Source organism: Cohnella sp., assembly GCF_041641335.1.
Lineage (GTDB): Bacteria > Bacillota > Bacilli > Paenibacillales > Paenibacillaceae > Cohnella.
The window spans coordinates 1-24,566 of sequence record NZ_JBEPYQ010000107.1 but is presented as its reverse complement, the minus strand read 5'-3'; the positions used below and the strand labels follow the sequence as shown (position 1 = coordinate 24,566).

The 24,566-nt window shown below is 51.8% G+C and carries 25 protein-coding genes; 5 read left to right on the top strand and 20 right to left on the bottom strand.

All coding sequences use genetic code 11. From position 1 onward, the window contains the following. Nucleotides 1-169: 169 nt before the first annotated feature. The 11 genes from ACESLM_RS26120 to ACESLM_RS26070 all read right to left on the bottom strand — a co-directional run bounded on the left by ACESLM_RS26120 (nt 170) and on the right by ACESLM_RS26070 (nt 9,168). Nucleotides 170-520 carry an ArsR/SmtB family transcription factor gene (locus ACESLM_RS26120; protein ID WP_372636388.1) on the bottom strand — a complete coding sequence of 117 codons (351 nt, stop codon included), beginning with the start codon at nt 518-520 and terminating at the stop codon, nt 170-172. A 424-nt stretch (nt 521-944) separates the two neighbouring features. Continuing rightward, complete coding sequence (locus ACESLM_RS26115; RefSeq protein ID WP_372636386.1) at nt 945-2,159, bottom strand: MFS transporter; 1,215 nt, start codon at nt 2,157-2,159, stop codon at nt 945-947. A gap of 241 nt (nt 2,160-2,400) precedes the next feature. After that, a complete protein-coding gene (locus ACESLM_RS26110) occupies nt 2,401-2,817 on the bottom strand; it encodes a sigma factor-like helix-turn-helix DNA-binding protein (RefSeq protein ID WP_372636384.1) in 417 nt (138 codons plus the stop codon). A 124-nt stretch (nt 2,818-2,941) separates the two neighbouring features. Next, complete coding sequence (locus ACESLM_RS26105; RefSeq protein ID WP_372636382.1) at nt 2,942-3,385, bottom strand: cell wall hydrolase; 444 nt, start codon at nt 3,383-3,385, stop codon at nt 2,942-2,944. A gap of 638 nt (nt 3,386-4,023) precedes the next feature. After that, the gene (locus tag ACESLM_RS26100) at nt 4,024-5,028 is read right to left on the bottom strand and encodes an oxidoreductase (RefSeq protein WP_372636379.1); all 1,005 of its coding nucleotides are present in this window, start codon (nt 5,026-5,028) and stop codon (nt 4,024-4,026) included. Then, on the bottom strand, nt 5,028-5,417 hold the full coding sequence (locus ACESLM_RS26095; RefSeq protein ID WP_372636376.1) for a MerR family transcriptional regulator: 390 nt from the start codon (nt 5,415-5,417) through the stop codon (nt 5,028-5,030). Before ACESLM_RS26095 ends, ACESLM_RS26100 begins: the two co-directional genes overlap by 1 nt. Nucleotides 5,418-5,495: 78 nt before the next feature. After that, entirely contained in the window at nt 5,496-6,122 is a 627-nt protein-coding gene (locus ACESLM_RS26090) for a nitrite reductase (RefSeq protein ID WP_372636373.1), read from the bottom strand. A 155-nt stretch (nt 6,123-6,277) separates the two neighbouring features. Then, the gene (locus tag ACESLM_RS26085) at nt 6,278-7,159 is read right to left on the bottom strand and encodes a haloalkane dehalogenase (protein ID WP_372636370.1); all 882 of its coding nucleotides are present in this window, start codon (nt 7,157-7,159) and stop codon (nt 6,278-6,280) included. 140 nt (nt 7,160-7,299) lie between these two features. Beyond that, nucleotides 7,300-7,665: a GntR family transcriptional regulator gene (locus ACESLM_RS26080; RefSeq protein ID WP_372636367.1), complete on the bottom strand. Its 366-nt coding sequence runs from the start codon at nt 7,663-7,665 to the stop codon at nt 7,300-7,302. Further along, nucleotides 7,662-8,318 (bottom strand): ABC-2 transporter permease, encoded by a 657-nt coding sequence (locus ACESLM_RS26075; protein WP_372636364.1) that lies wholly within the window; start codon nt 8,316-8,318, stop codon nt 7,662-7,664. The genes ACESLM_RS26080 and ACESLM_RS26075 overlap by 4 nt, the downstream gene beginning before the upstream one ends. After that, complete coding sequence (locus tag ACESLM_RS26070; RefSeq protein ID WP_372636361.1) at nt 8,311-9,168, bottom strand: ABC transporter ATP-binding protein; 858 nt, start codon at nt 9,166-9,168, stop codon at nt 8,311-8,313. The genes ACESLM_RS26075 and ACESLM_RS26070 overlap by 8 nt, the downstream gene beginning before the upstream one ends. A 213-nt stretch (nt 9,169-9,381) precedes the next feature. On the opposite strand from ACESLM_RS26070, the gene ACESLM_RS26065 reads away from it, so the two are divergent. From ACESLM_RS26065 to ACESLM_RS26050, 4 genes are read left to right on the top strand one after another with little or no spacing between them, the layout of a single operon-like run. Continuing rightward, nucleotides 9,382-10,986 (top strand): spore germination protein, encoded by a 1,605-nt coding sequence (locus ACESLM_RS26065; RefSeq protein ID WP_372636358.1) that lies wholly within the window; start codon nt 9,382-9,384, stop codon nt 10,984-10,986. After that, the gene (locus ACESLM_RS26060; protein ID WP_372636355.1) at nt 10,986-11,861 is read left to right on the top strand and encodes a Ger(x)C family spore germination protein; all 876 of its coding nucleotides are present in this window, start codon (nt 10,986-10,988) and stop codon (nt 11,859-11,861) included. Before ACESLM_RS26065 ends, ACESLM_RS26060 begins: the two co-directional genes overlap by 1 nt. Beyond that, a complete protein-coding gene (locus ACESLM_RS26055; RefSeq protein ID WP_372636352.1) occupies nt 11,851-12,225 on the top strand; it encodes a Ger(x)C family spore germination C-terminal domain-containing protein in 375 nt (124 codons plus the stop codon). The genes ACESLM_RS26060 and ACESLM_RS26055 overlap by 11 nt, the downstream gene beginning before the upstream one ends. Before the next feature lie 28 nt (nt 12,226-12,253). Next, a complete protein-coding gene (locus ACESLM_RS26050) occupies nt 12,254-13,342 on the top strand; it encodes a GerAB/ArcD/ProY family transporter (RefSeq protein ID WP_372636349.1) in 1,089 nt (362 codons plus the stop codon). A gap of 176 nt (nt 13,343-13,518) precedes the next feature. On the opposite strand, the gene ACESLM_RS26045 is transcribed toward ACESLM_RS26050, so the two are convergent. The 9 genes from ACESLM_RS26045 to ACESLM_RS26005 all read right to left on the bottom strand — a co-directional run bounded on the left by ACESLM_RS26045 (nt 13,519) and on the right by ACESLM_RS26005 (nt 23,243). Next, entirely contained in the window at nt 13,519-14,928 is a 1,410-nt protein-coding gene (locus tag ACESLM_RS26045; RefSeq protein WP_372636345.1) for an N-acetylmuramoyl-L-alanine amidase, read from the bottom strand. Between the two features lie 216 nt (nt 14,929-15,144). After that, nucleotides 15,145-16,278 carry a hypothetical protein gene (locus ACESLM_RS26040; protein WP_372636342.1) on the bottom strand — a complete coding sequence of 378 codons (1,134 nt, stop codon included), beginning with the start codon at nt 16,276-16,278 and terminating at the stop codon, nt 15,145-15,147. A gap of 2 nt (nt 16,279-16,280) precedes the next feature. Then, nucleotides 16,281-17,732, bottom strand: coding sequence for a sensor histidine kinase (locus ACESLM_RS26035; protein WP_372636340.1), 1,452 nt, complete (start codon nt 17,730-17,732; stop codon nt 16,281-16,283). A gap of 1 nt (nt 17,733) precedes the next feature. Beyond that, nucleotides 17,734-18,441: a response regulator transcription factor gene (locus tag ACESLM_RS26030; protein ID WP_372636337.1), complete on the bottom strand. Its 708-nt coding sequence runs from the start codon at nt 18,439-18,441 to the stop codon at nt 17,734-17,736. A 189-nt stretch (nt 18,442-18,630) separates the two neighbouring features. Next, entirely contained in the window at nt 18,631-19,596 is a 966-nt protein-coding gene (gene nrdF / locus ACESLM_RS26025) for a class 1b ribonucleoside-diphosphate reductase subunit beta (protein ID WP_233162766.1), read from the bottom strand. Further along, nucleotides 19,584-21,677, bottom strand: coding sequence for a class 1b ribonucleoside-diphosphate reductase subunit alpha (nrdE, locus tag ACESLM_RS26020; RefSeq protein ID WP_372636333.1), 2,094 nt, complete (start codon nt 21,675-21,677; stop codon nt 19,584-19,586). Before nrdE ends, nrdF begins: the two co-directional genes overlap by 13 nt. Then, the gene (gene nrdI / locus ACESLM_RS26015) at nt 21,652-22,047 is read right to left on the bottom strand and encodes a class Ib ribonucleoside-diphosphate reductase assembly flavoprotein NrdI (protein ID WP_094046741.1); all 396 of its coding nucleotides are present in this window, start codon (nt 22,045-22,047) and stop codon (nt 21,652-21,654) included. Before nrdI ends, nrdE begins: the two co-directional genes overlap by 26 nt. Continuing rightward, on the bottom strand, nt 22,044-22,268 hold the full coding sequence (locus ACESLM_RS26010; RefSeq protein ID WP_094046740.1) for a glutaredoxin family protein: 225 nt from the start codon (nt 22,266-22,268) through the stop codon (nt 22,044-22,046). The genes nrdI and ACESLM_RS26010 overlap by 4 nt, the downstream gene beginning before the upstream one ends. A 381-nt stretch (nt 22,269-22,649) precedes the next feature. Beyond that, nucleotides 22,650-23,243, bottom strand: a complete 594-nt coding sequence (locus tag ACESLM_RS26005; protein WP_372636330.1) for a YdeI/OmpD-associated family protein — start codon at nt 23,241-23,243, stop codon at nt 22,650-22,652. Between the two features lie 421 nt (nt 23,244-23,664). On the opposite strand from ACESLM_RS26005, the gene ACESLM_RS26000 reads away from it, so the two are divergent. Next, the gene (locus ACESLM_RS26000; RefSeq protein WP_372636327.1) at nt 23,665-24,429 is read left to right on the top strand and encodes an EcsC family protein; all 765 of its coding nucleotides are present in this window, start codon (nt 23,665-23,667) and stop codon (nt 24,427-24,429) included. Nucleotides 24,430-24,566: the final 137 nt, after the last annotated feature.

Below are 24,566 nucleotides of genomic sequence, written 5' to 3'. Positions count from 1 at the left end.
CTCCCCTCAATCCATTTATATCCATTATAGCACATACGTTCGTTTTTCTCACAACAAAAAGGCATCGATTCATCCCCGACTTACACATTCGTGTTGAAGTCGGAGTCTTCTCGACAAAGCTGATAAATTTATGACACAATTTGATATTATGACATCAATCGTCTCAGATTCAAGAACAGCAATCGCTCGGGCGATCATCCATTTGCCGGAAAATGCAGCACAGTTCGGGGGAAAGTAATCGATTGACCTCTGAGTGATTCAATTCATAGTAACTCCAAGTCCCTCTTGTCTCGCGAAGGATTAAGCCCGCATCCAATAAGATCTTGAGGTGGTAAGACAATTTCGATTGAGGCATATCCAAAATATCGACAAGGTCACATACGCATGTGTTTCCCCTTTGCGTAAGTTCGTACATGATTTGCAAACGTTTCTGGTCTGCCAGCGCTTTGAACTTACTCTCATATGGAATGAAGTCAATCGAGTCATTCTTCTTCTCAATAACAGGAAGTTGTCTAATCATTGGTCATACCTCCTCAGCAACAAACAGGTTGGCAGCAGACGACGCCCGGTTGAATATCCTTAACTTCATACGCAGTGTCGTCCTCGGCCCGTTTTATCCATTTCCAAGCATGTCGTGCTTCGTTTTCAATCGTTTGCTGATGTTGAGAAATCAGATACTCGAGCGCATGAACATTTAACATCCGAACACCTCATAAATCAAATTTATTTGATATATGGATGTTAGCATAATTGGCTATTATAAGCAATGTTAAATCAAATAATTTTGATTTATATCGGAACTGACGGCGATACTGCCGACGGCGACGAAGCGGTTGAATCCAACCACCTTTCATCCAGCCCACGATCGCCAAACCCGCGATTTACGCGGGGGGAATTAGTGCATGCGGTGAGCGAGGCCAAGATTCAGCCCTATTTTCTAATCCCTATACTTGTTCTTCTCGATTTTGAACCGAACCAGGAGCCCGGCTTGCTCTCGATCTGATTAAGCTAATGCCGTAAATGACCAGAAGCGCAATTAATAATACAACCGAGCACTGGAACACGGCGACAAAGCCCCACATTTGTGCTACAAATCCGAATGAGATCGAACCAAGTGAAATGCCGCCGTCCATACCGACCAGAAACGTACTGTTCGCGGCTCCCCTGCGTTCAGGTGAAGCGCGTTGGATTGTCCAGGCAAGGATAAACGGCTGCACTGCCCCGAACGACAGTCCGTACAGGCATGCCGCGATAATAAACATAGTTGGAGTGGAAGCCGTCGACAAGACGATCATCGCAAGAATGCCGATGACTATGCCTGGGAGAAGCACCGCGGCGTGTCCCTTCGTATCGAATGTTTTGCCGACCGCCGGGCGAACAAGCATCGCCGCTAGGTTAGACAGCAGAAAAAAGATGCCGCCGTTCTTGACCCCCAGTTCCATCCCGAACAAGCTGACAAAGGAAATGATCCCGCCGTAACCAATCGTAAAAAGCAAGATCAACAGGGCTGGGAACAGTGCCGATTGTTCGAAAAACCTTTTCGAAACCGGTTGTTGTTCTCCCGGTGGAAGTCCCCTCCTTGCTGTCGACTCGATGACGCCTCCTGTCAGGAACACGATCAAAGACAGAACTGTGAGCAAACTTGCTGTTACGAACAACACCGTTGGCCCATACTCATCAATCAACCAGCCGCCGATGTACGGACCAACAGCCATGGATGCGAAGCCGAACAGCATAAACGTGCCAATTCCGGCCCCTTGACGGCCGGGCGGGATCAGATCGGATACAATCGTCGCATACGCTGCTGTCATTATCCCCCAGCCGATACCCAGCGCCAGGCTGACTGCCGCCATCCACCCAGTCGAAGCTGACCATGTGAACGCGCCGGCTGCCAGCGCAAGAGCGGACGAACCGAAGAGCACGATCAGACGGCGGTTATAGTGATCAAGCGCATACCCGATGAACGGGCGAATCAGCACGGCCGCGATAGTAATGAGACCGGCAATCCAACCCACCTCTGATTTACTGTTGCCGTTGCCTGCCATATAGATCGGTAATATCGGTAAAAGCATTTGAAATGCACTAAAGAGCAGCAGAGTGCATAGGCATATACGAATAAAGGCGCTCGACCAGTAACTTTGACTGGAAGTTTCTTTCATAACGACACCGTCCTAGTTCAGTTTCATATTTTTTTGGTGAAAATCACTTATTTATCATCATAAAGTATGACATTAGTGTGAAGGTCAAGTTTTTCAAGTTAAAACAGCAATATTGGGTAACCAAGAAAAAAGACACCGCCTATTGGGCAGGTGTCTGAATGGATTCCGGTACTTGCCGGTCTGCTCTCTTTTCGACGAATAGCGGATCGTAAAACCTGTTTTACCTTGGTATTTAATCACATTAACTCTTCAATTTCACAGACGGACTATTAGGCACCAAAGGAAGGCACCGATCAGTTGCAAGGGATTTTGTGCCGACGGGGATCTGCAGCATGTCCGCGATTTCTTCCTGAGTATAGTCGTGAAAATAACGCAGGATGACGACCACACGCAGTTTGTACGACAGCTCTCGGACAAGTCTGAACAGTTCAAGCTGCATCTCTGACTGCAGAACGGCTTTGTCCGTCCACTCGAACTGTTCGCTAGTCATCTGGCGATTTCGTTCAAAGAGCGAATTCGTCGCCAGGCCTTTCTCTTCCAATCCTGGACCTGACGTCCGATAGACGTCTTGGTGAGTCGCCTGATAGACAAGCTGGAAGGCAGACTCGTCTCCCAACGTCGCTTTTTCAAGCCACGGAAGTAACTCTTTATCATTCATGGGGGCCCCTCCTGAACGTGTTACAACCCTTAATTCGCTCCCATTTTTTTGATCCTACTCGCCATTTCAGGTATACAAAAAAGCCGCGATTTACGCGGCTTGTTGTAAAACAGTACTTATAAATTTAGAACGTATTATATACATTTTCACATTCTTCCGCGGTCGGTTCGTAAAAACAGTGCTTCTTCCACCTTCCTGCGAACGGCTGATTATACCACGTTGGCGGACAGGGGCCGGGATCATCGAACGTTCCAGGACGGAAATACCATAGGGAGAACTTGGCCGGCCAATTCCTCTCCCCGTTCACGGCCCGTTGCGCCAGACGGCGTTCCCTATCTCTTGCGCTTTGATAGTACATCCCATGCTGCAAGGCTTCGAACGCATGCGGCTGGTTAATCATCTGGGGAATGGTCCGAAGTCCTTTGAAATCGGAGCAATTGGATCTGATTCGGTTAATGCCGACATTTCCAACTAGGAGCATGCCCATTTCGCCTTCAGTCTCCGCTTCCGCTCGAAGCAGTCTTGCCAACATATCGATGTCCTGTTGCCGGGCTTTAACGACTGCCATTGGCTCACCTCTTTAGCTTTCTAGACTCATCATATTGTAGGCGAACGGAATGTGTTACTGTGACCGATCTCATCAAGGATAACCCAGACGTTAACCGGGAATTCAACTTTGACGTAACAAGCGTACACTTTGTCTGCTCCCATTTTCCCAGGCAGTTATGTTATCATAAGCATCAAGCATAAATTATTCCAGTTAGAAAGGGGTAAGGCATGGCCAATATCGAGCACTTGCAAACCGTACATGCTCCAGCGTCGAAGGTCAATGAAATTTTAACCACCGCTGAGGGACTGTCGGAAATCTGGACCAATGTACGATGATTTCCTTTGATATAGAAGAGAAGAACGGGAAGTCTTTTATTACTTTGCGTCATATGAACTGGAAAGAAGTAACGCCATTTTATCGCTCCTGCAACTACAACTGGGCTATTTTCCTTTATAGTCTCAAATCCTATTGTGAAGATGGCAACGGTATCCCCTATCAAAAACGTAAGTTCAACATTTCATGTACTACTGCTCATTTCGCTAATGTGAAAAAAACCGCCTTTTGGACAAGGCGGTTTTCTCATAGTCGATATTAATTTCAGCTTCAGTCCGAACCGGAAAGCAGTGCCAGCAGAAAGCTATAGGCACCTACCACTCTCAGATTTGAAATGAGACGCCCGTCAGCTTCTCGCTCAATTGCCAGAGCCGCTCGGCCGATTGCTCGTCCGTTGCCCAAGGCCATACGCCGGTCATGCCGGGCTCATGAATTCGCTCCTTCGGCACCGCCGGAGCAATGTCAACGTTCTGACAATACACGCCTCCCTTGCCGTCCAACTGCTCGCTTACCGCGCACCAGACGATCGTGGCCGCCCCTTCGGGAATCGTCTTGTTTTCCTCCGTCATTTCGGTAAAAGTGCGCTGCCCCTGTTCATTAAGCGCCCCCATCGACTTCATCTCGTCATCGGATAAGAAGCGGGACAGTTTGGTTATAATAGAGCCGGGATGAACCGAGAAAGCCCGCACATGATGAGTGGCTCCCCTCCTGTCCAATTCCAGGGCAAAGAGCGCATTAGCCGTTTTCGATTGCCCGTAAGCTTCCCATTTATCGTAGGGCCGGTTCACAAAATTCGGATCCTCGAAATGGATATCCCCCAGACTGTGCCCGCCTGAGGATACGGATACGACACGCGCGCCGTTCGCGCGTTGCAGCGCCGGCCACAGCCTTGCCGTAAGCTGAAAGTGTCCCAGATGGTTGGTGGCGAATTGCAGCTCGTACCCTCTCTCGTCGCGTTTCTCCGGAATGGCCATAATGCCGGCACTGTTCACCAGCATGTGCAGCGGACGTCCGGACTCTGCGAACGCGCCGGCAAACCGATCGATGGAAGCGGGATCGGCCAGATCCAGTTCCGCGAGTTCCGCTCCCGGAATGGATGCTGCTGCGGCTTCCGCTTTGCCCGGCGATCTCGCGGGGATGATGACTTGGGCGCCAGCCTTGGCCAGCACTCGGGACACTTCCAGTCCGAGACCGGAATAGCCGCCCGTGACAATCGCGACTTTTCCGTTCAAATCGACATTGCCGATCAATTCTTCCGCGGTGGTGCGGGGGCCGTAACCGGAATGGAGCGGCTGTTGAGGCGTTTTGGCCAAGTTTGCTGTACTCATCACAGATTGCCTCCCTTTTCTTTACCGTCTTTAATTTCCTGAAAATGTTCAAGCTTGTACCGGATTAACTGAAGCGTTGTGTTCAATTCGGTCAGCTTGCTCTCGATTGACGACCGATGTTCGTCGAGCAGTGCGTAGCAGGAATCTTCATCCTGTTGGTTATAGGATTGAACGTATGCAATGATTTTCTTGAGCGGCATATTCGTTCGCTTCAGATAGGTGACAAACTGGATTTTCCCCACATCTTCGCTGCCGTACATCCGTTGCCCGCCAGGACCGCGTTTCGGAGAAACGACCAAGCCGATTTTCTCGTAATAGCGGAGCGTGTCGATACTAAGTCCGGTCATTTCCGCCGCTTCGGAAATAGTGAAGGTCTGTCCAGGCAACACCTTGAAGCCCCCCTTTCATGTATCCAGTATTGCTGTGCATCCTAACATTAATCCCTGGAGCATGCTCCAGGTCAAGCGTTACAGAATAGATGCGATCTCTTTCAACTTCTCAAGCGACATTCGGTCTACGAATTTGCTGAACTTCTCTTTGCCTTTCGCATTTGCCTTATAACATTCAACAATAGCGGTTATAGCAGAAATAAGCTGATTTTCTGCAATTCCTGAAAGAAGCAGCTTGGCAAATGAGGTTTTAAGTCCTTTCGGCTCGCCGCCGATGTAAATGTCGAACTTGTCACGCATTTTGACGATACCGATATCTTTAATTAACGGCTCGCTCGTACCTAAAGCGCATCCGGCGTAGCCAATTTTCAGAGGCGTAGGTGTTGCGATACCTGATATGGCTTTGTTTAGGTTAATAGCCGTTTCAAGCCCTGCGTCTTCTGCTCCTCTGCAGAAGTTGCAAGCGATTAGGCTTTTCGTTACGAAACCCGCCGGGTTCACATCAAGTCCATTTCGTTCAAGCTCTTCCTTTATGGCATCGCGTTGATCGATCGGTACCTCTGCATATAACTGCTTGAAGGGGGTCAATTCTACTTTTGTATCCGCTCCAAGGATGCTGCCGATTTCTATAAGCTGGTTCGGAGTGAACAGACTGCCTCCAAGCTGAACCGCAGGACTAATGGCGATCTTGATTGTCTCTCCCATAGGTATCATCACCTTTTTTCGCTCCAAATTTCAAATCTTCAAATAGAATAGCCTACTACCCTATACTAGGTCAACAATCAAGCGGTCTATCCTAACGCGAGCTATTATTGGGTAGATCAAAACCCGGTCGAATTTCGAATCGACCGGGTTTACTTTTAACTAATCAGATTTCTCAGCCATGTGGCAAGAGCTTCGCCCACTTCGTCAGGCGCATCTTCTTGCGGATAGTGACGGCCCGGCACGGTAACCTCGGTCTGCGAGGGCCATGTCCGACAGTAATCGATGTGGGATTGCGGCAATAAGCCGGGATCGCATTGAATGAACAGTTTGGGAATATCGCTTTGCGCCAGCCATTCTCCATTCTCGGTGACAATTTCGGGTATGCCGGTCGGATCTCCAACGAACGGTAGCTGGCGCGCCCAGCTAAGCATCGAACGGCGGCCTTCGCCAGGCTCCAGGAACGGTCTTCGGTACTGTGCCAGCTCTTCATCGGTCAGCTTGCGCATTATATTGACCGGCAGGTTGAACTCGATGAACGAGTTTTGCTCCAGCACCATTTGCTCCCCTTCCGGCGTCCGGAGCGCTTGGAAGATTTTACGTCCCGTCTCCGGCATTTCGCTCCAACTGCGCGGCTTAATAATCGCCTCCATATAGACGATGCCTTTGACCTTGCCCGGATGGCGCTTGCTCCAGTCGAAGCCCAACACCGATCCCCAGTCGTGTACCACGAAGATCACGCGCTCGCTCACGCCAAGCCGATCGAGCAGCTCATCCAGATATCGGCGGTGCTCGGCAAAGTTGTAGGCGTCAGGCCCGCTATCCGGAAGCTTGGCCGAATCCCCCATTCCAATGAGATCGGGCGCAATGCAGCGGCCAAACTTCCGGGCATACGGAATAATGTTGCGCCAGAGATAGGAGGATGCCGGATTGCCGTGCAGGAAGACGATCGGGTCGCCGCTCCCTTCTTCTACGTAAGCCATCTCTAATCCGAATACTTGAATTCGTTTTTTCTCATAGGGGAACGCCTCGTTAATCATTTTTCATTTCTCCCTTTCGAATATAATGCTATTGCAACTAATTCCAGAATACACTTAATAGGATGTTATTGCAACTAATTTAAAACATAAAAAAAGACCGTCTCTCTGGGTAACCGAGATTCGGTCAACATGGTTGCCATCTAATAAATCTGCTTCAACAGCTCCACGACTTCGTCCAGGGTGAGCCCGAAGGATTTGTAGTAGGATACGTCGCTCTCCATTCGCGTCAAAATCATGTCGTTGCGGATTCGCAGCATCTCGTCGGATGAGAAGTCCGCCACGAAGCACCCTTTGCCCGTTATCGTATGGATCAACCCGCATCGTTCGAGTTCTTCCCATGCCTTCTTAACGGTGATGACGCTAATGCGCAGCTCCTGGGCGGCTTGTCTGATCGGCGGCAAACAATAGCCGCTTTCCAATTCCCCTTTCAGAATCTGGGCGCTGATTTGTTCGAAAAGCTGCTGATAAATCGGTTTTTCGGACGTGTTCGATATCGCTATGTTCATTGGGCTTCCACTTTCAGAAATCTCTTGACCCCGATTCGATAAGCGATCGCCGTGAACGCAACGAATATCACGATTCCCGCGATCAGGATGGAAAGCTGAAGCGCCGTATTGTCCGCGCCGGCACCGATGAAAATGTCCGCTACATACGAATTTCCGATTCCCTGCCATTGCGCGATTCCGGCAAACAGCATAGCGGCCGCGATGGATGCGAACGCTGCCTTTCCGTATTTATACGCCGTCTTGTAGTACATAGGGATAAAGATCAGGTTGAAAATCGCGAGCATGGCCAAGCATAGTCCCCAGAAACCCATGTACGGCGCGAAGAAATAATAGATGAGATCCGGGTACAAGCGAAGCGTGATCGCGCCGAAGATCATGGCAATCGCAATATGCAATATTTCCAGAATGACAATAACGGCCACTCTTGCTTTCACCATATCCTGTTTAGTTACGGGCATCATCGTGGTAAAGATCAGATCGTTCTGAGCTTTAAATCCGGCAAACACGTTCGGTACCGTGATCCAGCAAAAATATAAAGGAACGAGGAAATAGATCCAGCCCGGAATAAGCATTAAGGCGCCCGTCAGCAGAGGCATGATCAGGAAGATTGGGCTTACTCCCAATTTCAAGTCCTTCATAACTAAGTTATACATTCGTCTCCTCCTCCTTCTTCGCGAAATAAATCATGATTTCCTCGAGGCTTGGTGTAGCTGCTTTAATGTCCGCAGAGGGAACGAAGTCTCTGGAATGGATCAATCCCGTAAAGCCGAACGAATTTACTTTATAGGAAATCAGCTTCTCCTTCACTAGCTCGAGCTGGCTTTCGTTACCGTTCAACAAGCGATAGGACTCCATAAATTCGTTCTTCTCGGCACTGTTGATGATTTGCCCGTTTTCGATAAACGTAATATAGTCCGCGCATTTCTCCAAGTCGGATGTAATGTGAGTAGAGAACAGAATGCTGATTTCCCCGTCGGCGACCAGCTCTTGAAAAACATCCAGCAGATCGTCTCTTGCGACCGGATCGAGCCCGCTTGTCGGCTCATCGAGAATGAGAAGCTTCGCCCCATGGGACAAAGCAAGGGCTAAGCCGAACTTGACTTTCATCCCGGTTGACAATTCGGCGATTTTTTTATTTTCATCCAATTTGAATCTTCTCAGATAGTTGCGGTAAGTCGTATCGTCCCATTTTTTATAAAACTTCTTAATGACATCCGTCAACGTTTTGATCTTGCTTCGAGTATAGAAATCGATGCCGCCGAACGCGCATCCAATTTCCTGCTTCAAGTCGATTTCGTGCTCGACCATATTTTTGCCCATAACGCGTACTTCGCCGCTATCGATGTGTATCATATTCAGAATCGATTTGATCGTGGTCGTTTTTCCGGCGCCATTAGCGCCGATAAATCCCATAATGTAACCCTTCTCCAGTTGAAACGATACATCTTTTAATTGAAAGCCTTGATACTTCTTAGTTACGCCCCGCACCTCTAAAGCCAGCATACCGTACCTCCCCGTCAAATTGTGCATGTTGTGCATGCACAATATATCATGAGGCGACCTATCAAGTCAATCCTTATTCGAACGTCATCAAATGGCTCTGGGCTTCGACGATCCCGCAGCAAGTCCCCTTTAGCGCTTGACCATGCCTTCCATCTATTCGTCTTGGTTTGGGATAGTCAAAAGCCCTCTGAGATATAATAGGATAAGCTTGGAATGAAAGGGCATGAGCGATTCATGTTAATCGAACTGATTTCCCGTTTGTTTCGACAGCCGAAGAACGGCGGCAAACCGGATATGTCCGACACACAGCCGCAGGAAGCTCTGTTCGGCGTCCCTTTGCGGATTGCCGTAGCCGCGGCCCGCACGAAAATGGGAGATAGCATAGATTTCGTCATTCGCGAAATCGGCCGCGACGATGCAGGAAATCCGCTTGCGGCCGTATTTTACGTCGATGGACTCGTCGATGCCGGGAAAGTCAGCGGATTGCTCGAAACGCTGGTCCAGGCCGCGCCGAATGCTGCCGAAGTTCCTCCCCCTCCCCCTACCCTCCGGCAGATGCTGCAAGATCGGGTCCATTCCGGTAAAACGGTCGCGATTCCGACGGAGGAGGCTTTCTACTCGGCTGTTCTTGCCGGTTCGGCAGTCGTGCTCGTCGACGGATGCCGGGAAGCGTTCTCCGTCTCCGTGGAAGGCGGGGATAAACGAAACGTCGAAGAGCCTTCTTCTCAAACGGTCATTCGCGGCTCGAAGGAAGGCTTCACCGAGACGTTGTCCACCAATCTGACCCTGCTGCGCCGCCGGCTCCGAACGACACAGCTTCGTATCGAATACCGGACCATCGGCCGATTTACGAACACGCAAATCGCCATTGCCTACCTTGAGGGGATCGCGAATCCGACCGTCCTAACGGAACTACGCCGGCGGCTCGACGCCATCGACATCGACGGCGTGCTGGAAAGCGGGTATTTGGAGGAATTTATTCAAGACCACTCGTTTACGCCGTTCCCCACTGTTTTGAATACGGAAAGGCCGGATTCCATTGCAGGTCATCTGCTAGAGGGACATTGCGCGGTATTGTTGGACGGTACGCCGTTCGCGCTCGTGCTTCCGGTGACCTTTTTCAAGTTTTTTCTGTCGAGCGAGGATTACTACCAGCGATACGACATTGTCACCTTCATCCGGGGAATCCGCTTCCTGTCTTTTATCGTCAGCTTGCTGCTGCCCTCGCTTTATGTCGCCATCACGACCTTTCAGCAAGAGATGCTGCCGACCACGCTGCTGATCAGCTTGGCTGCGCAGCGGGAAGGCGTGCCGCTTCCGGCATTGCTTGAAGCCTTGCTCATGGAGTTGACGTTTGAAGTGATTCGGGAAGCCGGGGTACGCATGCCTCGGGTTATCGGCCCCGCCATATCGATTGTCGGCGCGCTCGTGCTGGGGCAGGCCGCTGTTCAGGCCGGGCTTGTCTCCGGGGCGATGGTCATCGTCGTCTCGTTTACGGCGATCGCTAACTTCGTTATCCCTTCGATTTCCATGTCGGCGGCCATCCGTCTCATTCGTTTTGGCCTCATGTTTCTCGCTGGATTTTTCGGTTTATTTGGCATCTTGGCAGGCTTGGTTCCGCTTCTCATCCATTTGGTATCGCTGACCTCGTTTGGGATTCCCTATTTTTTGCCGGTAGCTCCTCTTTCGCTGGCGAATTTGAAGGACGTGTTCGTTCGCGCACCTTGGAAGGCGATGCGCTCCAGACCTGAGTTGATCAGTGTCCGCAACCGAACAAGACAGCAGGCGGGCAAACCGAATCGCAAGGAGAAAGATTGATGCACAAATCCTGTTCTCTCATCCTTATTTGCGCCCTGTTCAGCTGTATCCTTGCCGGGTGTTGGGACCGCAGCGAGCTGAACGATCTGGGCATCACCTCCGCTACGGGCATCGATTGGTCTGAAGGCAGGTGGATCATCTCTTATCAAGTCGTCGTTCCTTCGGGAATGTGGAGTGGAACCGGGGGCAACGGCAGCTCTTCGCAAGCGACGATTCATGTCTTCTCGTCCGAGGGCAAAACGATCCGGGAAGCGGCAAGCAACAGCAACCTCGAAATTCCGCGGCAGCTGTACTTTGCCCATACGGATTTGGTCGTCATAGGGAAAGCTGCGGCCGAACACGGCCTTGCAGACTTAGTCGAGACCTATTTGCGAAGCGTGGAAGCCCGCGAGTCGGTCGTCATGGCGGTGACGGAGCAACGAGCTTCCGACATCTTAAAGCTGTTCGTGCCGCTGGAGAGGATTCCCGGCGACGCAATCAACAAAATCATGTCGAAACAGGAGGCGATTTCCGGCTATTTTTCAATCGTCCGGTTAATCGATTTCGCTCGCGACCTTTATTCGGATTCTCGCACGACCGGCGTTCCGGAAGTTAATCTGCGGGGCAAGCGGGATGCAGAAGCGCATAGCGAGTTGACCTCGCAAGATTTCTTCAAGATGACGTTCAGCGATTCCAGGCTCAGGTTGACCGGGGTGTCCGTATTCAAGGATGCGCGAAGAATCGGACGTCTCGATCTGAAAGAAAGCTTCGGGGTTTCCATTCTGTCGGCCGAGGTTAAAAAGAGCATTGTCGCCGTCCCTTGTCCGTCCGCCTCAAGTCCGAACGGCTTTTCCAGTTTTCGCGTTGAAAAAAATAAAGACGAAAGTGACCCCTAGAAAGGTCGAGGACGGCTTTCGAATCCTTGTTGCAATCGACGTTAGCGGCGAGCTGACGGACTCGGAATGCAAGTTGGATTTGACAAAGAACGAAGCCATTCGCAAGCTGGGGAATTCCATTGAGCGGGAAATTGAAGACATTGCGAATACGGGCTGGCAGGCCGTCAATCGCTTGAATGCAGACTTGCCCGGATTTGCCGAAAAGGTTCATCGGAAATATCCGAACGAATGGAAGAAAATAAAGGGGAATTGGTCCGAACAGTTCCCGAAGCTGATCATCGATCCGCAGGTCCGAGTTTCCGTCATCCGCATCGGCCTGTCGCATAAACCGATAAAACAGGACAGGAGCGACATCGAAGGGTAAACAGAGGCCAACCGAGGAGTGAGTCAAGTTGAACCATCACAAAACGCGAACATCCGAGCTGGCTGCCTGTTATATTTTGTTCCAAGTCGGCAGTACGACGCTGTTTCTTATGGCTCCAGAGGCCCGACAGGACGCTTGGATGGCCATGCTCGCCGCGGCTTTGGCCAGCTTCTTTTTGCTGATGCTGTATATGGCGATTTACCGCGCTGACCCCGAACGCGACCTCTACGCGCTATTTCGATCCTATTGGGGTAAATGGATCGGGAACGCGGCCGGCTTCTTCTTCATCGGGTACTTTGCGTACGAGGCGTCGAGGAACCTAAGGGACTTTGGCGAAGTCGCCGTGCTTGTCCTTCTGAATAAAACGCCCGTATCCATTATCTTGTTGATCGTTATCCTGGTCGTCACGAATACGGTACGGTTAGGAGCTGCCGTTATGTTCAAGTTCTGCTTGGCGATCTTCCCGTTGATGCTGACGAGTTATGTACTGCTTATTCTGATGCTGGTTGGCCTGGGGGAGGTCCGGATCGACAGAATGCTCCCCCTGCTGGATAACGGATGGAAGCCGATCCTGGATGCCGCGTTTCCGGAAATCGTATCGTTTCCATTCGGACAAACTGTGCTGTTCCTTGTTTTTTTTCCGTTAGTTGCCGACTCCGCCCGAAAAATAAAAAGGTCCATGTATATCATCTATGTCGCGATGGCGTTCGTTCTCACCGCGCTTAACCAGATTATTATTCTCGTCCTCGGTCCGGGGATCGCCGCAAACAGCACGCTTCCTCTATTGCAAACGGTACAGTTAATCCAGATTGGCGACATCGTTGAGCGGATGGACGTTATTTTTGTCCTGATTCTTTTTATCGGGTTAGGTACGAAATTGGCTGCTTTCTGCATAGGATCAGCCGTCGGGCTTCATCGCCTGACTCGACTGAACTACAAGCTCTCCTCTTTCCTGATTGGAGCTTCCGTTTACGCGGCCTCTTTTTTCTCGCCGAATTATACCCATCATATATGGATGGGCAAGCAAGTGTTGAACTGGGATCCGCTTCCCCAGATCGCCTTACCGCTCTTGCTGTTTCTCGTGATTTGGCTTAAGCGTAAACGGTCTCGCGATTGAATCCGATGCTGAACTGACCTGATCCAACGTGCGCGGTGAGCCCCTTCTCGTCCCATTCAAAGTATGTTTAAAGCCCGCTTTATTTTCATCCGCATCGATTACCGCTACTACCCGGAACAGCCATTCCCCTACCGCGCCGCTTCCTTCAGTCGAATGACGCCTCGTTCGGACAGGCGTTAACTATCCCCCGGTTTCGGCAGGTGAAGCAGCTCGGACACCGTCACGAACGTATAACCCTCCGCTCGCAGCTCGGAAATCATTTGCTTGAGCGCTTCGACCGTGTTCTCGAGGCCGTTCTTGCCGCCGGCGGAATGCTGAAGCACGATCCCGCCGGGATAGATTTGCTCCCGGACCAGCTTCATGATTTCCTCCGTCGAGACGCCCGACCAATCCATCGTATCCACCGTCCAGTTGACGACGGCCAGATTCATTTGCGCGATACGGTCCAATTTATCTTGCTGCAGCGCCCCATAAGGAGGCCGAAACAGGTTGGGCCGATAACCGATCGTGTCTTCTAGCAATTGCTGCGTGTCTTCAATTTCCTTCAACGCGTCCTCCATCGAGATATCGTCGAATTTCGGATGCGCCCAAGAATGGTTGCCGATCGCATGTCCTTCCTCGGCGATGCGCTTCGCCATGTCGGGATTGGCTTGGACGCGATTGCCCAGCATGAAGAAGGTGGCCTGGATGTCGTTGTCCTTCAAGATGTCCAGAATTTGCGGAGTTACAATCTTGTCCGGGCCGTCGTCGAACGTTAACGCCACGCGCTTCCCTTCCTTGGATGAACCGTTGAAATGGATTTTGTTGCCGCTTTGTCGATGACTCGCGCCGAGCGCGTGCCCTCCCGGCGTTTGTTCGCTTAAATACGCCTTTACCCCCTCGTAAATCGCTTGAGCCGCACGTTCTTGTCCCTCGTCGCTTAACAGCATGCTCTCCTCTTCCGGATGGGTCAGGTAGCCCGTTTCTACGATCACCGCCGGCATATGGGCCGCTGACAGGACAACGTAGTCCCCCTGTTTCACGCCGCGGTCCCGAATCCCTAACGCCGCCGCCACCTGCTCTTGAAGCGCTTGAGCAAGCGGCAAACTGCTTTTGCCGGCGTACAAAATCTCCGTCCCGGTAACCGCAGGATCGTGGAACGTGTTGCCGTGAATCGAAACGAACGCATCCGCGTTCCAAGCGTTGGCGATCGCCGCCCGATCCTCCAGCTCGATGAATCGGTCGTCCGAACGCGTCATTCGGACTTCGAACATCGGGTCTTGCTCAAGCCGCTTGTGAATCCTCTCGGCCAGCGACAAGTTAAACTCCTTTTCGTAAGCACCGCTAACCCCCGTTGCTCCCGGATCCTTGCCTCCGTGGCCGGCATCAATCACGATCCGGAATTTCAATCGATCATCCGGATGGACCGAATCGGATTGACCGGTCTGCGAGGCTCCGGATGGCGCCGAAGTTAGCGGAATCGGCCCCGCCGCGGAAGAAATGGTGTTCCAGGCGATTCTGACACCCATAAGGACAACGAATGACATCAGTAGAAGGTACATCGTTTTGACAGGCCTTTTGCGTTTGCGGCTGCTAGAATGGCTCACATTGTTCCTCCTTGTGCGTTTTGCGAGATTTAAGTTTAATAGACCCTTATCTAAAATCAATATAAGGGATGGATGTGGAGAACGTTTCGACAGGATGCAAACAAGATGTCAACAAGTTGCGTACGGAGCAACGGGGGGAGAAAAAGCGTCTTTAAATAAAGAAAAGGCGCTGCCGGGAATTCTATCCCGAGCAACGCCGTTTTCGATGGGGTTAAGTTACTTGAACGCGATAACCAGGCTTTGGCTCACGGGGGCGGCAGCGCTTAATATCTCCCTGGCCGCCTGCGGACTGCCCGGCCTTAAACCGTTAACGAGCAATTTGCCGTTCGTCGGGCTCCACTCCATGCCGTAAGCTTCGATCCCTTTATAAATTTGTTTCCTGTTTAATACCGTATTGCCGTACATACTGGCTGCATACACGGCGTCGCCTTGGGTATAGGCGATGAATTTGCGGTCGTCCGATAACCGGAATCGTCCGACATCGTTCAGCATCGCCGATAGCAGACGATTGCGCTGATCGTACGCGTACAGCGTGCCGTCCGCCCCGACGAAAGCGATCTGATCCGGGTGAATCCACTCCACCCGCCCATCCGTGCTGATCGGATGCCGATATTGGGGAATGAATGCGTCCCCGTTAAGCTTCCCCCACTCCATCATCGAGTCTCGCCCCGACGTCTTGACGATCACCGCGTCTTCGCCGTTGTCCGAGACGCTGACGAACCAAACCCATTCGTTCGATTGCGAAACCGGGAGCGTGTACCCTTTCGTCTTTTCTTTCATCCTATCGTAAACGAATAACAGAGTGGTAGACCCATCCGTTTCATCACTGTCCGCATAACTGAAGAACCGGCTGTTGTTCGACCACGACATTTGCGTAAAATAAATAGACTTGCTTCTCGTAATCTCAATCCGGGTATTTCCGCCGTCGCTTAACGAATGCAGTTTCAGCTCCATCGCGTTATCGGTCATGTCGACATAGGAAACTTGACGTCGATCCGGCGACAATACAATGCTGTTATACGTGCCCTCCGCTTGGAACGGACTAGGACCGAGCAGCTTCTGCCTGGCGGCGTACGGCTCGTTCACCCGGTCGAAATGGGTGCGGTAAGCGGGCGTAATCCCGAGCAGCGAGCTGTCGTCGATCCAGCCGATCGGAAACAGCGCTTGCTTGTCTCCGTCAAGAACGGTATAGATCGTCTCGACGTTAAAAAGCGTAGCTTCGTCTTCGTCGGAGCTCCTCTGCTCGGCATCGTCCATGATCATCGTTTCCGTCCGCGGCGTTCCCAGGCAGCCGGTCAGCAGCAAGGAGACAGCCGCGAATAGAACATACAAACCCGTTTGTTTTCTCATCGTTATCCCTTCTGAGCTTTCGCCAACGGAAAATCCATCTCGGCCTCCGTCCGTCCGTCGTTGCTGGATATTCGAATACGGCCTTGATGCTCGTCCGCAATGGCTTTGCATATGCTGAGTCCGAGCCCGACGCTTGCCGATTCGGTATCGTCCTGCCCCGCTCTGTAGTACGGTTCGAAAATATGGTCCAGATGGTCTTCGCCGATCGTCTCCCCGCGATTGGATACGAGCAGTCGGACCCGATCGCCGTCAAGGCTGGCCGCAGCGAGAATTTCGGTATTCGCGTGCGAATATTTGATGGCATTGTCAAGCAGATTGATGACGAGCTGCCGCAGCCGGTCCGGCTTGCCGCGCACGAGCAGTCCTTTCTGCGTGTCGCAGCGAATGGTTTTTTTGTACCGCTGCGCCTTTATCGCCATGGCCTCGCCAACTTCCTGCACAATTTGCGCCGCATCCACGACCGTATCTGCATCGTACGTTTCCGTCGCTCCGGATTTTTCGAGCAGCTCCAGCACCATCGCATGCAGCCGTTTGCTCTCGTTCAGGATATGATCCATCCCTTTGTGGAAAAGAGCGGGGTCTTTCGTCCCGTTCTTACGGATCATGTCCGCATAGCCCATAATCGTCGTCAGCGGCGTTTTCAGCTCGTGGGTGACTTGATCGAAAAACCGCTTGCGGTGTTGATTAAGCGCCTCCAACCTGTCGCGGTCCTGCTCGATGATCGCAAACTGCTCTTGCAGCTTCTCGAGCATGCTGCCGAAGTTGGCCGCCAATTGCCCTACCTCGTCCCGCTGCTTCACTGCAATGCGGACGCGAAGATTTCCGTTCGTGACCTCGGTCGTCGCTTTCGTCAGCTTGCTGAGCGGAACGGTGATATGACGCGACAGGAGGATGGAGAACAGAAACGCCGCGGCAAATACGGCCAATGAAATCGAAGCGATCGTCCGTTGCATTTGGCTGCTTTGGCTGTACAAAGGCGTAAAGTCCTTGGCAAAGCGCACGATCCCGACTTTATCTCCGTTAACGGTGACCGGATAGGAAAACAGGACGGCGGATTTCCCGTCCGCCCGGGTTAACGTGAAGGCGGTCCTGTCTTGCCTTGCCAGCTCCAAATCCTCGCTGCTTGCCGAGAAGGCCTCCGGATCAGAAGCGTAGATCAGCTTGCCCGCGAGCGAATAGAGCGCAACCTCGCCGGAAGCGGCATAACGCAGTTCCGTTCCGAGCTCTTCGGCGATTTGCCCGAAATAAAGATCGTCGCTTGTGAAGTGATGCGTCAGAAACGATTGCTGGATATAGCTGTTGCTGTTGTTCTTCAAATCCTGCAATTGGCTCTTCACGGTGCTGCGGTTGCCCGATTCGATGTTGGCCGTCATCCATTGAAAAAGGACCAGAAAAAACACGCCGAATATCACGAAAAATCCGATCAGAAACTTGCTTTGAATGGATCGGATCATCTTAAACGTACGTCATCTTGTTGAATTTATAGCCGATGCTGAACACCGTAACGATCAAATCTCCGAGGTCCAGCTTCTTGCGCAAGCGCTGAACGTGCGTATCCACCGTTCTCGTGTCTCCGGCGTATTCGTATCCCCATAGGTCGTCCAGCAGCTCCGCACGGCTGAAGATTTTTCCCCGATGCGTGTATAGTTTAAGAAGCAGGTCGTATTCTTTGGGCGTCAGTTCGATTTCCTTCCCGCCTTTGTTGACGACGCGCTCCGCGGTCACGATTTCGATATCCTTGAACCGGATGGCCGGCGGGCCGGCTTCGACGGATTCTACCGCAATCCGGTTAGCTTGGTCGACGCGCCGAAGAATCGTGCGGACGCGGGCGTTAACCTCCCTCATGTCGAACGGCTTCGTAATATAGTCGTCCGCACCGAATTCCAGCCCCAAAATCTTGTCGGTAATGTCCGACTTCGCCGTAATCATCACGATGGGAATATTGTAGGATGCGGTCGCCCGCTTGCATACGTTCAGCCCGCTCATATCCGGCAGCATCCAGTCCAGCAAGAGCAAATCGGGCCGAAATTCCGCAAGCTTCGCCAGACCGTCCGCTCCGGTATGGGCGCTTCTCGTCAGATAGCCTTCCTCCTGCAGCCCGTACTCCAACAGATCCGCAATCGCCGCTTCGTCTTCGATAATCAGTATTTTCGTTTTATTCATCGCGACCCCTCGGCATTGGATTAATTCTTGTTTCATACTTTCAAGTATAGAGAACGCATGTAACCAACTATCGTCCATCTTGTAAACAAATTGTTACAAGCAAATCACCAAAAAAAGGCGCCCTCCCTTAAAAATGCATAGGGATAGACGCCTTCCCGATCGTACTCGATCAGCTGGTGGAGCAGAAAATTAAAACCGGAACGTATCGTCCGTAATCGGAGCTACCTTCGCCACGGCGTACGTCGAACCCTTTTGCGAGAAGAAATCGTAAGTCGATCCCTCGTTGCGAATTCCGTTCATGACGATCGGATTGACTTCCTCGTCCGGGAACATCGTCTCGAAGCCGATGTTCATCAGCGCCTTGTTCGCATTGTAACGAACATAGCTTTTCACGTCCGGGCTCAAACCGGTTTCCGCGTACAAGTCGTTGGTGTAGTTAAGCTCGTTGTGGTACAGGTCCAGCAAGAACTCGTACGCCCACACCGTCAGCTGCTCCTTCTGCTCCGCCGAAAATTGTTTAAACCGCTGCTGCGCAAAATAACCGACTGCAACCCCGTGAATCGACTCGTCCCGCAGAATGAGCGAGATGACCTCCGCGCTGTTCCGAAGCGTGCCTTGGCCGCCCAGATACAGTGGGAAGAAGAAGCCCGAGTAGAACAGGAACGATTCCAGCATGACGGAAGCGAACATCGCCTTCCACAAGGACACCGGATCGTCTTCCTCGATCGCCAGATAGACGTCGCTGATCCGCTTCGCTTTGTATTGCAAATACTCGTTCTGCTTAACCCATTCGAAGATTGCATCAATCTCGCTGTTCGTACACAACGTCGTGAAAATATACGAGTAGGACTTCGCGTGAATGGCTTCGAACGAAGCGAACACTGTGTAGAGCGCCTTTTCTTGCAGATCCGGCGCGTGACGGGCAATGACGTTCATCCCGATATTCGTCTGAATCGTATCGAGCAGCGTTAGGCCGCCGAATACTTTCTTATACGTATCCTGATGCGCGAAGTCCTGCCACTGCTTCACGTCTTTGCTGACGGCGATTTCCTCGGGAAACCAGATTTGCTTCCACTGCTGATCCCAGAAAACTTTCGTCAACTCCTGCTGGGTCCGGTTCCAGTTGACGGCTTCGAACACTTTTAGATCGAACACGATACACACTCCTCGATGGTCTGAAGACGCTGGCGCACGTAATACACCGTCTTGATTCCCTTCATCCAAGCATAGATGTACAGACGCGCCAGTTGCTCGGTCGTCCACTGATCCGTGACGTATAACGTCATCGAGATCCCTTGGTCGATGTGACGCTGCGCGGCCGCATATAAGTCGACCATCCGGAATTGATCGATCTCGTAGGCTTCTTTGTAGAGAGAGATGTTCTCGTTCGTCAAAAACGGCATCGGGTAAATAGTGCGGCTGTCCGCGTAGTCCCGAATTTCGACCTTCTCCGTGCAAGGCGCGATCGAAGCCGTGCTGTTGCGGATATAAGAAATGCTTCCGGTAGGAGCGATCGCCAGCCTGTACGCGTTAAACAATCCGTGCGTCATGACCTGTCCCTTAAGCTCCGCCCACATTTCCGCGGTAATCACCGGAACGTTGCCCAGCGCCGCGGCAACCTCTTCCGGGAGCGACTCGGCGGTCTTGGCTATGTACGTGTCGAAATAACTTCCGTTCGCGTAGTCGCTTTGCGGGAAACCGTAAAACGTCTGTTTTCTCTCTTTGGCGATTTGCATCGAGGAGAGCAGCGAATAATAATTGAGCGCCTCCATGAACGCGTCGATAAAGAGCACGGATTCTTTCGAGCCGTAGGCCAGCCCTTGCGAGGTCAAGTGTCCGTGCAGGTTCATCACGCCAAGACCGACGGAATGCATGAGACGGTTCGCCTTCGTAATGGACGGCACGTTGCGGATATCGGTCATCGTCGACACGTTCGTCAGCAATCGCATCGACGTATCGATCAACTGTTCGAACGATTCCGCTTTCGTCGCGTTGTGAATATCGATCGAACCGAGATTACACGAGACGTCCATCCCGTACTCGTGCTCGGTCCCGTAATCGTGGATGACGCTCGTTTCCTGCACTTGCAGAATTTCCGTGCACAAGTTCGACATCTTCACGCGGCCCAGGTTGCGAAGCGCGTGCTTCTCGTTCACGTGGTCGTCGAACACTTCGAACGGATACCCCGATTCGAATTGCGCTTTTTTAATTTCTGTATACAGTTTGCGGGCGTTGATCCGCTTGATTTTCCGAATGTTAGGGTTGTCCAGCAGCTCGTAATACATTTCGCTCATGCTGATCTCGGACATCCGTTTGCCGTATTCCTTGTAAATGTCGTACGGGCTGAACAAGACGATGTCTTTGTCCCGTTTCATCAGCTCGAAGAAAATATTCGGCACGATGATGCCGGTCGACAGCGTAGCGAGCCGGATCTTGTCGTCGGCGTTAGGCTTCTTGGCCGAAATAAAGTTCTCGATATCGGCATGGAAGACGTTTAAGTAGATAACCCCGGAGCCGTTGCGTTGGCCGAGTTGATTCGAATAAGAGAAGGAATTTTCCAGAAGCTTGGCGACGGGCATCACGCCGCTCGCGCGGTTGAGAATACCCTTGATCGGATCGCCGAGCGGCCGCAAGTCGGTTACGTTAACGCCGACGCCGCCTCCCAAGCGGGACAGCTCCAGACAGTACCCGATGTTTTGCGAGATGCTGTTCATCGAATCGTCCATCGTCAATTTGAAGCAGCTGACGAGCTCTCCGCGCGCCATCTTGCCGCTGTTCAGCGCCGTCGGCGTCGCCGGCTGATAAGCCGACATCATCGCTTCGACCGCTCTCTCCGCCAGATGCTCGTCCCCTTGCGCCAAATACAGAGCGATGATGACGATCCGATCCTCGTATTTCTCGAGAATTTCTTCGCCGTCCCGGCTCTTCATCGCATAACTCTCGTAAAATTTGCTGGCGCTCATGAACGAAGGGAAACGAAACTCGTACGCGTACGCTTTCTCGTAGAGCTGCTCGATGAACTCCGGACGGTATTGCTGAAGGAACTCTTTTTCATAGTAGCCTTCGTCCACGAGATACCGGATTTTTTCTTCCGTATCGATAAAGTAGCGCAGTTTGGCGTTTACGTGTTCCAGGAAGTACCGGCGCGTCGCCTCTTTATCCTTCGCAAGATCGAGCTTGCCCGTCCGGCTGTATTGATTAAGCACTTCATTATTTAACTTCAAGTAAGACTTCATCCGACTTTCTCTCCTCCCGGAAACAATCCTCGTAATAACGGCGGATCTCCTCGTAATCTTCCGCGAAACCCCGCAAGTCGATTTTGCGAACCAGCGGAATTCGCCATTGCCGCGCAATGGCATCGCCGGCTCCCCCGAATACGCGATGACCGAAGTTGCTGTTCCCGCTTACGATCACGCCCCGGCACAGCGCGCCGTTTCGATCCATAAACTGCGTCACCGCCCGCGGCACATCGCCCAGCCCGTCCGTATAAGTGAACAACAAAAAAGGCTCCGCCAGCTTGACGTCATCGGCGATTTCGATTGCGGGCAAATGCAGGCGCGAAACGATATATTTCACGTTTCCTGTACGGCTCGCAAACGCGATCATACCGTCAGACTCTCCAACTGCTTGACCATTTCGTTCGTATCGAAAATAAACTCGCCTTCGACTTCCAATACCGGCACGCTCATCGCTCCGGCCGCTACGAGTCTTTCAAACGCTTCCGCATCGTGGTCAACGTTAATGATCTCGACTTCAACTTCCGCGCGCTGCAATTCAGATTTGATCCACATGCATTTCGGACATACCGTTCTCGTATAAAGCTTCATTTTTTTCGTCTCCTCCAATATGTATATTGCAAAGAAAAAGAACACCCAGGTCTCCGAGGGGGGTGTTCTGCCGAATAGCACGGTTCCATTCCGGCAACCCGAATTCGCATCCGTCATACGACATGCGTCGCCGAAACTTTCCCGCTAGATTCGTCTACTTCCTCAGCCCCCGGAGAAATGCAAGCAACGTTCCGGCAAGGCAGGTCATCTGGTAGTACCAGACCGAAACAGATATGAAATTGAACTAAACAGATTGTAGCACACGCGATTCGATATTCCAAGATACAGTATGTATAGCGTTCATAACCGCAGGATGGAATCAATATCTAGATTATACTAGAAAAAGCCGCTGCAGCCGTGGCTTTACTAGGTATGACCATGCTAGTCGTCCATTCCTTTGCCGTCGAGAATATTCGGCAAGTATTTTTCAATTCTGGACTCCCGGGTTTTGGATTGCTTGGCGGAAGAAAAATAAAGAAGATAAGCTCTCTGCCGTCCTGGCGTCAACGCTTCGAAGGCGACCTTCAAGTCGGGAATTTCGACGAATTTGTTTTGCAGCTCCTCGGGAACGGCATATTCCGTATTCTTTTTATATTCGACTTGCACGCCGGATTTTTCAATTTCGATGGCTTCGTCGATATACGTTTGGATGAGAAGCTGCATCTCGTCTATTTGTTGAACGTTGGTGAACCGAAGCTGGCGGGCCGCCTGGACATTCTCCGTTTGTTGGATCAGGATGTTGTGAGGATCCTTTAACAAGGCGCCTTTGTGAAACAGGAGCGCGCAGTAATCTTTGAATCCATGGATGAGAACGATGTTTTTATTCTCATGCGTGTAGCATGGGTGCATCCACTTAAAGTCTTCGGTCAGCTCGCAGTCCAGAACGATCTCTCTCAGCTTCTCGAATTCTTCCTTCCACTGCTTCGCCTTCTTGAAGAAGGGATCGATCTTGGAATTTTTCACGCCTTTGGTCATCCAGGTTACCTCCAATGTTGTCAGATTAAGCGTACTATGCGCGGCTTGGGCAGCGCCGAGGCACTTTTTTGGCCTTAGACGCGCAGTCTCGGTCCCGTCAAAGCTCAACCTATTCGCCAGGACCGGGGGACGACAATTTTTAACCTTCACCTGAAAACATTGAGGTTCCCCCCTACACCGTTCAGTGACCACTCGATTTTATGACACCATTCGGTGTCTTGTATACAGTGAATTCCTTGCCCCTCACACTATTCACATACTCCACGAATACGATGCCCATTGAGATGAATTTGGCAGCCCGCTAGGTCTCTCTGCCTCGTTTCCACGACTTCCGTCGGGCTCCTCCTCCTGCCTTGGTCTGTTTTGCATGCCGTCGTTATCCGGTATACTATAGCCAACTCTTTTGGAGGAGCGATCGACCATGCATTACGAACGAAAGGTGCGCGAAGAGATCGCCGCTTGGGAACGGCAATTATTCAAGCCGCCCGGATGGCTGGAGAGAACCTCCAAGACGATCGGCAATCGGATTAACAGAATGATTCCCGCGAAAGCCCAGAACGTCATCACGACCACGATCAAATCGATCGTGCGCACGGCGCTGTTCGGCGCAGAATATACGCCGAAGCGGCCCGTGCAGCGGGAGCTTAATCTGGAACGGAGCGACCAAGAGGCGAAAAATCTGTTTTCCCTGTATCAGAAGATCGCCGTCGCCGAAGGAGCGGGCACCGGAGCGGGCGGCATACTGCTAAACGTCGTGGACTTCCCCGCGCTCATCGCCATCAAGATGAAATACTTGTTCGAGCTGGCTCATAACTACGGGTATGACACGAAGCATTTCTCCGAACGGGTGTTTATTCTGAAAGTGTTCCAATTGACGTTCTCCGGGCCGGAACAACGCGCCAGGCTGCTGAATTCCGTCAAAAACTGGGACTGCGAGAAGGAGCTCTGGTCTTCGGATGCCGAACACTATAAAAACATGGACTGGGAGACGTTCCAGAAAGAGTATCGCGATGCCATCGACTTTCGGAAGCTGCTGCAGATGGTGCCTGGAATAGGCGCGGTTGCGGGAGCCTGGGCGAATTACACCATTCTTGAGGAGCTTCGCCAGACCGCGTCCAACGCCTATCGGTTGCGTAGAGTGACATGCTCCCACCACTTGCAGAAGTGGGGGCTTCCCAGGACATAACTGCCAACGCAGGTATCCTTACTGGGCGATCCCCGCCAGCCCGGCGGTTCTCTCTTGCGCTATGCAAGGCCTAATATTCTTATCCCTTCGGTCCTTATGTTTCCGGCAGCATTCTCATCCCTTCGATGGGTTGTACC

Coding starts and splice junctions, on each gene's coding strand:
- ACESLM_RS26110 (WP_372636384.1), bottom strand. CDS start 2,817: ATGAATGATAAAGAGTTACTTCCGTGGCTTGAAAAAGCGACGTTGGGA.
- ACESLM_RS26065 (WP_372636358.1), top strand. CDS start 9,382: ATGAAAGGGCATGAGCGATTCATGTTAATCGAACTGATTTCCCGTTTG.
- ACESLM_RS26090 (WP_372636373.1), bottom strand. CDS start 6,122: ATGGGAGAGACAATCAAGATCGCCATTAGTCCTGCGGTTCAGCTTGGA.
- ACESLM_RS26100 (WP_372636379.1), bottom strand. CDS start 5,028: ATGAGTACAGCAAACTTGGCCAAAACGCCTCAACAGCCGCTCCATTCC.
- ACESLM_RS26040 (WP_372636342.1), bottom strand. CDS start 16,278: ATGAGAAAACAAACGGGTTTGTATGTTCTATTCGCGGCTGTCTCCTTG.
- ACESLM_RS26075 (WP_372636364.1), bottom strand. CDS start 8,318: ATGTATAACTTAGTTATGAAGGACTTGAAATTGGGAGTAAGCCCAATC.
- nrdE (WP_372636333.1), bottom strand. CDS start 21,677: ATGAAGTCTTACTTGAAGTTAAATAATGAAGTGCTTAATCAATACAGC.
- nrdI (WP_094046741.1), bottom strand. CDS start 22,047: ATGATCGCGTTTGCGAGCCGTACAGGAAACGTGAAATATATCGTTTCG.
- ACESLM_RS26120 (WP_372636388.1), bottom strand. CDS start 520: ATGATTAGACAACTTCCTGTTATTGAGAAGAAGAATGACTCGATTGAC.
- ACESLM_RS26005 (WP_372636330.1), bottom strand. CDS start 23,243: ATGACCAAAGGCGTGAAAAATTCCAAGATCGATCCCTTCTTCAAGAAG.
- ACESLM_RS26080 (WP_372636367.1), bottom strand. CDS start 7,665: ATGAACATAGCGATATCGAACACGTCCGAAAAACCGATTTATCAGCAG.
- ACESLM_RS26035 (WP_372636340.1), bottom strand. CDS start 17,732: ATGATCCGATCCATTCAAAGCAAGTTTCTGATCGGATTTTTCGTGATA.
- ACESLM_RS26085 (WP_372636370.1), bottom strand. CDS start 7,159: ATGATTAACGAGGCGTTCCCCTATGAGAAAAAACGAATTCAAGTATTC.
- ACESLM_RS26010 (WP_094046740.1), bottom strand. CDS start 22,268: ATGAAGCTTTATACGAGAACGGTATGTCCGAAATGCATGTGGATCAAA.
- ACESLM_RS26000 (WP_372636327.1), top strand. CDS start 23,665: ATGCATTACGAACGAAAGGTGCGCGAAGAGATCGCCGCTTGGGAACGG.
- ACESLM_RS26070 (WP_372636361.1), bottom strand. CDS start 9,168: ATGCTGGCTTTAGAGGTGCGGGGCGTAACTAAGAAGTATCAAGGCTTT.
- ACESLM_RS26105 (WP_372636382.1), bottom strand. CDS start 3,385: ATGGCAGTCGTTAAAGCCCGGCAACAGGACATCGATATGTTGGCAAGA.
- ACESLM_RS26060 (WP_372636355.1), top strand. CDS start 10,986: ATGCACAAATCCTGTTCTCTCATCCTTATTTGCGCCCTGTTCAGCTGT.
- ACESLM_RS26030 (WP_372636337.1), bottom strand. CDS start 18,441: ATGAATAAAACGAAAATACTGATTATCGAAGACGAAGCGGCGATTGCG.
- ACESLM_RS26115 (WP_372636386.1), bottom strand. CDS start 2,159: ATGAAAGAAACTTCCAGTCAAAGTTACTGGTCGAGCGCCTTTATTCGT.